Source organism: Inquilinus limosus MP06, from assembly GCF_000767795.1.
GTDB classification, from domain to species: Bacteria; Pseudomonadota; Alphaproteobacteria; order DSM-16000; family Inquilinaceae; genus Inquilinus; species Inquilinus limosus_E.
The window spans coordinates 1-5958 of sequence record NZ_JANX01000397.1; the positions used below are offsets into that span (position 1 = coordinate 1).

7 protein-coding genes are annotated in these 5958 nt (G+C 70.1%); 4 read left to right on the forward strand and 3 right to left on the reverse strand.

From position 1 onward, the window contains the following. Window positions 1–368, reverse strand: a 368-nt coding sequence (locus P409_RS24045) for an ATP-binding cassette domain-containing protein (protein WP_430515658.1), incomplete at its 3' end; no start/stop codon positions are given. A 5-nt stretch (window positions 369–373) separates the two neighbouring features. Next, window positions 374–1177 carry an ABC transporter permease subunit gene (locus P409_RS24050; protein ID WP_052121313.1) on the reverse strand — a complete coding sequence of 268 codons (804 nt, stop codon included), beginning with the start codon at window positions 1175–1177 and terminating at the stop codon, window positions 374–376. 318 nt (window positions 1178–1495) lie between these two features. On the opposite strand from P409_RS24050, the gene P409_RS24055 reads away from it, so the two are divergent. The 4 genes from P409_RS24055 (at window position 1496) to P409_RS24070 (ending at window position 5055) form a co-directional block, all read left to right on the forward strand. After that, window positions 1496–2092: a nitroreductase family protein gene (locus P409_RS24055; RefSeq protein ID WP_034844616.1), complete on the forward strand. Its 597-nt coding sequence runs from the start codon at window positions 1496–1498 to the stop codon at window positions 2090–2092. 222 nt (window positions 2093–2314) lie between these two features. Further along, a complete protein-coding gene (locus P409_RS24060; protein ID WP_034844617.1) occupies window positions 2315–3292 on the forward strand; it encodes an ABC transporter substrate-binding protein in 978 nt (325 codons plus the stop codon). A gap of 27 nt (window positions 3293–3319) precedes the next feature. Further along, window positions 3320–4102 carry a class II aldolase/adducin family protein gene (locus P409_RS24065; protein ID WP_034844619.1) on the forward strand — a complete coding sequence of 261 codons (783 nt, stop codon included), beginning with the start codon at window positions 3320–3322 and terminating at the stop codon, window positions 4100–4102. Between the two features lie 5 nt (window positions 4103–4107). After that, window positions 4108–5055: an ABC transporter substrate-binding protein gene (locus P409_RS24070; RefSeq protein ID WP_202964786.1), complete on the forward strand. Its 948-nt coding sequence runs from the start codon at window positions 4108–4110 to the stop codon at window positions 5053–5055. A gap of 68 nt (window positions 5056–5123) precedes the next feature. Here the strand turns inward: P409_RS24070 and P409_RS24075 are convergent. Continuing rightward, a partial coding sequence (locus P409_RS24075) for an amidase family protein (RefSeq protein ID WP_034844622.1) occupies window positions 5124–5958 on the reverse strand: 835 nt, incomplete at its 5' end.

A 5958-nucleotide genomic window follows, 5' to 3' on the forward strand; every position in this document is an offset into this window, starting at 1 on the left:
CCGACCTCCCGCAGCGCCGCAACGGCACGGTCTCGCGCGCCGGCGCCGGGCAGGCCCAGCGCGACGTTGCGCCAGACGCTCTTCCACGGCAGCAGCCGCGGCTCCTGGAACACCACCGTGCGCTCCGACGGCACCGTCACGGTGCCGGCCGGGGCGGGGTCGAGCCCCGCCAGGGTGCGCAGCAGCGTCGACTTGCCGGAGCCGCTGCGGCCCAAGAGGGCGACGAAGGCGCCGTCGGCGATGTCGAGGTCCAGCCGGTCGAGGACGTTGGGGCCGCCGAAGGACCGGGTCAGGCCGCGGATGCGGACGACGTCCGGGCGCTCGGCGGAGTCGGTGTCGGCCCGCTGGCGGGCGGCGGAGAGGGGCACGTGGCTCACTCCTTCACGAAGCTGGGGCGCCAGCGCAGCACGCTGCGCTCGATCAGGCGGACGAGCTGGTCGGCGGCGAGGCCGAGCAGGGCGTAGACGATCAGGCCGACGAAGATGATGTCGGTGCGCAGGAAGTCGCGCGCGGTCATCACCAGGTAGCCGATGCCGCTGGAGGCGTTGATCTGCTCGCCGATCACCAGGCTGAGCCAGGCGGAGCCGAGCGAGTAGCGCAGGCCGACCAGGGCGGAGGGCAGGGCGCCCGGCAGGATCACCTGGCGGATCAGCTCGCGCTGCGACAGGCCGAACACGCCGGCGGCCTCGACCAGCTTGGCGTCGACGCCGCGGATGCCGGCGAACAGCGTCAGATAGATCGGGAAGGCCGAGCCGAGCGCGACCAGCGCGATCTTCGGCGTCTCGCCGATGCCGAACCACAGGATGAACAGCGGCACCAGCGCCAGGAAGGGCATGGTCCGCAGCATCTGCATGATGGCGTCGACCAGGTCCTCGCCGCGCTTCGACAGCCCGGCGACCAGCGCCAGGGCTGCGCCGGTGGTGACGCCGATGGCGAGGCCGGCGCTGACCCGGCCGAGCGAGACCAGCAGGTGCTGCAGCAGCTCGCCCGAGGCCAGCAGCGTCCAGAAGGTGCCGATGATGGTCAGCGGCGAGGCGATCGACCGCGCCGGGATCAGCCCGGCGGAGGAGCCGGCCTGCCACAGCAGCACGATCACCAGCGGCGGGATGAAGCGGCGGAACCGCTCGATCCGGGCCGTGAAGCCGCCGGCAGACTGGGTCAGCGAGAGGGTGGCCAAGGCGATGTCCTGTTGCCGGGATGCGAGGGGGGCGACAGTGGGCGCCGCCGATATGTAGATCATGACTGACGATGTTTCTTAGTCAATGTGATTCTCAATTTAATATCAAAAATAGAATGTATAATTTTAAGATGCTGATTCTCCTTCGCTCTCTGCCGGCGATGGGGATCGGAGCGGCGATTCCGGGCACCATCGCATGGCAGCGATGCCGGACGATTGCACATCGACAATTTGTTTTGACGACGCTTTGGCCGCTATGACAATGGCCTTTCAGACCAGCCGTAGCCTCGCCGATCCGGGATCGGCCCTGGAGTCGACATGACCAGCCTGAACGGCCGCGTGGCCGAGCACGACATCGATGCCCTGTTCCTGCAGCGCTGGTCGCCGCGCGCCTTCACCGAGGAGGCGATCCCGGAGGTGGAACTGCTGCGCTTCTTCGAGGCGGCGCGCTGGGCGCCCTCGGCCTACAACGCCCAGCCCTGGCACTTCATCTACGCCCGCCGCGGGACGGAGCGCTGGCCGGTGTTCCTCGAGATCCTGAATGAATGGAATCGCGGCTGGGCCCAGCATGCCGCCGCGCTGATCATCGTGGCGTCGAAGGCCAGCTTCGACCAGCCGGACAAGGGCGAGACGCCGCTGCCGACCCACTCCTTCGACGCCGGCGCCGCCTGGTCGAACTTCGCGCTGCAGGCGCTGCTCGCCGGCTGGCACACCCATGGAATGGCGGGATTCGACCGCGACAAGGCCCGCAGCCTGCTGGGCCTGCCGCCGGAATACGGGGCCGACGCGGCGATCGCCATCGGCCGGCTCGGCGACAAATCCGTCCTGCCGGAGAGCCTGCAGCCACGCGAGATCCCCAGCGGCCGCAAGCCGCTGTCCGCCATCGTGTCGGAGGGCGCGTTCCGGGTGAAGTAGGCCGGGTACGGCCGCCTCTGTCCTGTCATGCCCGGGCTTGACCCGGGCATCCAGAGAGCATCGAGACCCTCTGGATGCCGGGTCAAGCCCGGCAATGACATGTTCAGATTCAACATAATAGAATAGTTCAAAATTTCAGTTTGACTCATTCATGTTTGTATATTCTCGTGATTCACGTCTAATTTCTGCATTGCCGTCCCTCGCTCACCGCAAGGAGCGCCCGTGCCCATTCTCCTGTCGCGCCGCTCGCTGCTGGCCGGCGGCGCCGGCCTCCTGGCGTTCCCCGGCCAGTCTCGGGCCGGAACTGATTTCGTCGGCGTCGCCCTGCGCGCTGCCAAGTACAAGGGCCGTGAGGACAATCTGCTGCGCGCGGCCGGGCAGCTCGGCACGCCCTATACCCTGACCTTCGGCGAGTTCGCCTCCGGCAACGTGATCGTCGAGGCGATGAATGCCGGCGCCATCGATGTCGGGTCGATGAGCGAGATCCCGCCGGTCTTTGCCGCCGCCTCCGGCGCCCGGATCAAGGCGGTCGCGATCATCGCCGACGACGTCAACAACCAGGTCGTGCTGGTGCCGAAGGACAGCCCGATCCGCACGCCGGCCGACCTCGCCGGCAAGCGTGTCGGCTATGTCCGCGCCACCACCACCCAGTACTACCTGGCGCGGATCCTGAAGGCGGCCGGCCTGTCCTTCGCCGACATCATCGGCGTGCCGCTGACCCCGGCCGACGGCCGTGCCGCCTTCGACCAGGGCGCGATCGACGCCTGGGCGATCTACGGCTACTCGGTGCCGATCACGATCTCCGCCTCCGGCGCCCGGGTGCTGGTCACCGCCAATGGCTACCTCTCCGGCAACTACATCTACGCCGCCCGGGCCGAGGCGCTGGACGACCCGAAGCTGTCGGCCGCGATCGGCGACTACCTGCTGCGCATCAAGCGGGCCTGGGCCTGGCAGCAGGCCCATCTCGAGGAATGGGCGACGATCTTCAGCGACGCCATCGGCGTGCCGCGCGACATCGTGCTGGGCCAACTGCGCAACGCCAGCCAGCCCAACGACCTGAAGCCGGTGACCGACGACGCCGTCGCCTCGGTCCAGGCCGTCGCCGACACCTTCGTCGAGCTCGGCCTGGTGCCCGGCCCGATCGACGTCGCCCCGCTGTTCGACCGCCGCTACGGCGATCTGCTGTCCAAGAGCGCCTGAGCCTTCGCCCCCTCCCAAGGATTCCCCATGAGCCAAGCCACCGTTGCCACCCGCGCCCGGGACTTCTTCACCCTGCCGCAGCACAGCTCGCTGGAGGCGGAGCGGCTGCATCGCAAGCAGCGCCTGGCGGCGGCCTTCCGCATCTTCGCCCGCCGCGGCTTCGACCAGGGCCTGGCCGGGCACATCACGGCGCGCGACCCGGAGCTGACCGACCATTTCTGGGTCAATCCGCTGGGCAAGCATTTCGGCCAGATCCGTGTCTCCGACCTGCAGCTGGTGAACGAGCATGGCGAGATCGTTGCCGGCGACCAGCCGATCAACGAGGCCGCCTTCGTCATCCACGCCGCGATCCACAAGGCGCGGCCGGACGTGATCGCCGCCGCCCACACCCATTCGACCTACGGCAAGGCCTGGTCGACGCTGGGCCGGCTCCTGGACCCGATCACTCAGGATTCCTGCACCTTCTACGGCGACCATGGGCTCTATGGCGAGTTCCACGGCGTGGTGCTGGAGGCGGAGGAGGGCCAGCGCATCGTCGGGGCGCTCGGCGACCGCAAGGCCGTGATCCTGCAGAATCACGGCTTCCTCACCGCCGGCCCGTCGGTCGAGGCGGCCGCGTGGTGGTACATCGCCATGGACAACGCCGCCCACGCCCAGCTGCTGGCCGAGGCCGCGGGCACCCCGATCGTGCTGGACCACGACACCGCGAAGTTCACCTATGACCGGATCGGCGGCCCGACCGGCGGGGCGCTCAGCTTCAAGCCGTTGTGGGACTGGATCGTCGTGGCCGAGCCCGACCTGCTGGATTGATGCCGATGCACAGCACGCTCAGCCGCCGCGACCTGTCGCGCCTCGCCTTCGGCCTGCCGCTGCTGACGCTGGCCCGCCCGGGACATGCCGAGGAGACGGCGCTGCAAGTTGGTGACCAGCTGTTCGGCAACCGTTCGGTGGTCGAGGTCTCGGGCCAGGCGGACAACCTGCCCTACCGGATCGACTGGAAGCAGTTCCCGGCGGCGCAGCCGCTGCTCGAGGCGCTGAATGCCGGCGCGCTCGATGTCGGCATGATGGGCGACCTGTCCTTCTTCACCGTCTTCGCCGCCGGCGCCCCCTTGCGTGCCATCGGCGCCTACCGGGCCGACCCGCGCACCCAGGCGATCCTGGTGCGGTCGGAGTCGCCGATCCAAGGCGTGCAGGACCTGAGGGGCAAGCGGCTGGCCGGCACCCGCGCCGGCTGGGGCCAGTTCCTGATCCTGGCGACGCTGAAGCAGGCCGGCATCGACCCGTCGGAGGTCGAGATCGTGCTGCTGCCGCCGCCGGAGGCGCGGTCGGCGCTGGCGGCCGGCGCGATCGATGCCTGGGCGGTGTGGGAGCCCTATGTCTCGACCGAGATCCTGGAACGCGGCGCCCGGGTGGTGGCGGACGGGCGCGGCCTGTCGCCGACCATCACCCTCGTCGCGGCCCATGTCGATGCGATCGCCGCCAAGCACGCGGCGCTGCAGGACTTTCTCGGCCGGCTCAGCGCCGGCCGCGCCTGGGTCCGCGCCCATCCGGCCGAATACGCCCGCTACTACGCCGGGCTCTCCAAGATCCCGGAGGCGGTGGTGCAGCGGTCGACCGAGCAGCAGCAGGTCGGCTTCGTCGCCCTCGACGACGCGGTGGTGGCGGAGCTGCAGCGCGCCGCCGACCTGACGGTGGAGTTCGGGATCCTGCGCGGCCGGGTCGACGTCGCCAGCACCATCGACCGCAGCTTCAGCGCGGTCTGATCCTCTCCGTCGGGGGACGGAGGAGGGGAGAAGGCCCGGCCGAGGGGGACTTTGGCCGGGCCTTTCCATCAACCCCGTTGGTCGATGCCGGCAGCCTCGGCCGCAAGGCCGATGGCCAGCAGCCGGGCGTCGTCGCCGGCGGGGGCGGAGAGCAGCAGGCTGGTCGGCAGGCCGCGCCCGTCCAGCCCGGTCGGCAGGGCCAGGCCGCATAGGGTCAGGATGTTGCCGATCATGGTGTTGCGCAGGGTGCGCAGGTTGACCTGGTGGTACAGGTCGACATCGGCCTCCAGCGGCGCGATCTCCGGCGCCGCGTGCGCCACGGTGGGAAAGGCCAGCAGGGCGCCGTCCAGCTCCGCCGCCAGGGCCACGGTCAGCCGCCGGCGCATGTCCTGGATCGCCAGCAGGCTCAGCGCCGTCATCCGCTTGCCGGCCGTGATGCGCGAGGTGATGCGCGGGTCGACCCGCGCCGCGTCCGGCCCCTCCATCAGCTCGCGGTGGAAGGCATAGGCCTCCGCCGCCGTCAGCGATCCGTGGGCGGCGCCGGTCGCGAACATCTCGTCGATGACGGGCAGGCGCCGGCGCTCGACCTTGGCCCCGGCGGCGGCGAGGACCGACAGCGCCCGCTCGAAATTGGCGACCACGCCGTCCTCGGCCTGGTCGAACACCACATTCTCCGGCACCACCAGCCGCAGGCCGGCCAGCCCGGCGCGGCGGATGTCGGTGGCCACGGCGCCGCGCAGGGCGGCGTCCAGCAGGATGCAGTCCTCCACCGTCCGGGCCAGCGGGCCGACCGAATCGAGGGTCTGCGACAGCGGGTAGACGGCGGTCTTGTCGATCCGGCCCTCGGAGGTCTTCAGCCCGACCAGCCCGTTGAAGGCGGCCGGGATGCGGACCGAGCCGCCG